Source organism: Halomonas sp. 707D4 (assembly GCF_024158685.1).
Lineage (GTDB): Bacteria > Pseudomonadota > Gammaproteobacteria > Pseudomonadales > Halomonadaceae > Vreelandella.
This window is the reverse complement of the sequence record NZ_JAMZBD010000635.1, coordinates 1-1,450: the sequence shown is the minus strand read 5'-3', so window position 1 is coordinate 1,450 and position 1,450 is coordinate 1. Positions and strand designations below refer to the sequence as shown.

Below are 1,450 nucleotides of genomic sequence, written 5' to 3'. Positions count from 1 at the left end.
CTCCTGCTCCTCGCGGGCACGGTCGCGCTGCTCGACGCACTCCTCGCGGGCGGTGGCGGCTTCATCCAGCAAGGCCATCGCCTCGCCCCAGCGCTCGCGCTGCTCCTCCAGCTCGAGCGCAAGCGCTGCCTCGTCCTCCTTGAGGGTGGCGAGCTCGTCGTCGATCTCGGCGGCGCGCCCCTCGAGGTGCTCGAGGCGCTGGGCCAGGCGCTGCTCCTTGATGGCGAGCTGCTGGCGCAGGCCTGCGTGCTCGCGTTCCGCCGCGCCGCGCTCGTCGCGCTCGGCCTCGAGGGTCTCGATGTCGAGCGCCAGCTGTTCGCAGCGCTCGTCGAGTGCCTCGAGCGCCTCCTCCAGGGCCGCGCATTCGAGGCTCAGTTCGTCGAAGCGGCGCCGGGTCACCAGCAGCGTATCGACGCCTTCGCCGTTGGCCTTCTGGTGCAGCCAGCCGCGCCCGCACCAGAGCCCCTGACGGCTGACCACGCTTTCGCCGGGGGCGAGGCTCGCCATGCGCGCCAGGGCGTCGTCGTCGCTCTCCACGGCGTGAATGTGCGACAGCCACTCGCCCAGCGCCCCGGCGCCCTCGACCCGCGCATCGAGCCGGTCACTCTCGGCAGGCGCCGCGCCGTCACGGGCGATCAGGCACCAGTCCGTGGCCAGCGCCTCGGGCAGCGCCGCCAGGGTGGCGGCATCGACCAGCCGCGCGTTGAGCCAGGGAGCGAGCAGCCAGGAGATGACCGGCTCCCAGCCTGGCTTCGCCGTCAGGGTCTCGCCCAGGCGAGGCGCGTTCTCGAGCCCGCGCGCGGCAAGGGCTGCGTGCACGTCCGGGTCGTGATCCGCCAGTGCCGCGTCGATCAGCGCCTTGAGCGAGGCGAGCTCACCCTGACGGCGGCTCAGCTCGCCACGCTGGGTATCGCGCTCGGCAAGCGCCGCCTGGTGGGCGGCGCGGGCGGTGGCGAAGCGCTCCTGGCCGGCGGCGCGCTCGATCTCGAAGGCCTCGGCGCGGGCGTCGGCGGCCTGCAGCTCCTCGCGGCAGGCGGCGTGCTCGTCGCGCAGTACGCGGCTGTCGTCGAGCTCACCGCGCTGCTGCTCGCGGCGAGCGCGCTCGCCCTGCAGGCGCTTGATGCGCTGCTCGAGATCATTGATCTGATCCTGGCGGCGCTCGGCGTCGCGGCCGGCGTCGCGCCAGCGGGCATCGGTGTCGGCAAAGTGCTGCTCGGCGCTCTCGAGCGCCGGGGCGAGCTGGGCGAGCCGCTCTTCCAGCATCACGAGCTGCTCGTCGAGCGCCTCCATGTCCGGGGAAAGGGTCTCCAGGCGCTCGTCGATCGCAGCCTGGCGCTCGCGGTCGCCTTCGCTGACCCGGCGCTGCTCGTCGAGATCGCGCCGGGCGGTGGCGATGTCGGCGGCGAGCTGGCTTTCACGGCTCTTGCGGTGGGCCTGGTCCTGCTCGAGG

1 pseudogene is annotated in these 1,450 nt (G+C 73.6%); it reads right to left on the bottom strand.

The window, feature by feature from the left end:
- Nucleotides 1-1,450, bottom strand: a pseudogene (locus tag BIS11_RS17440) (chromosome segregation protein SMC); the annotation flags it as partial.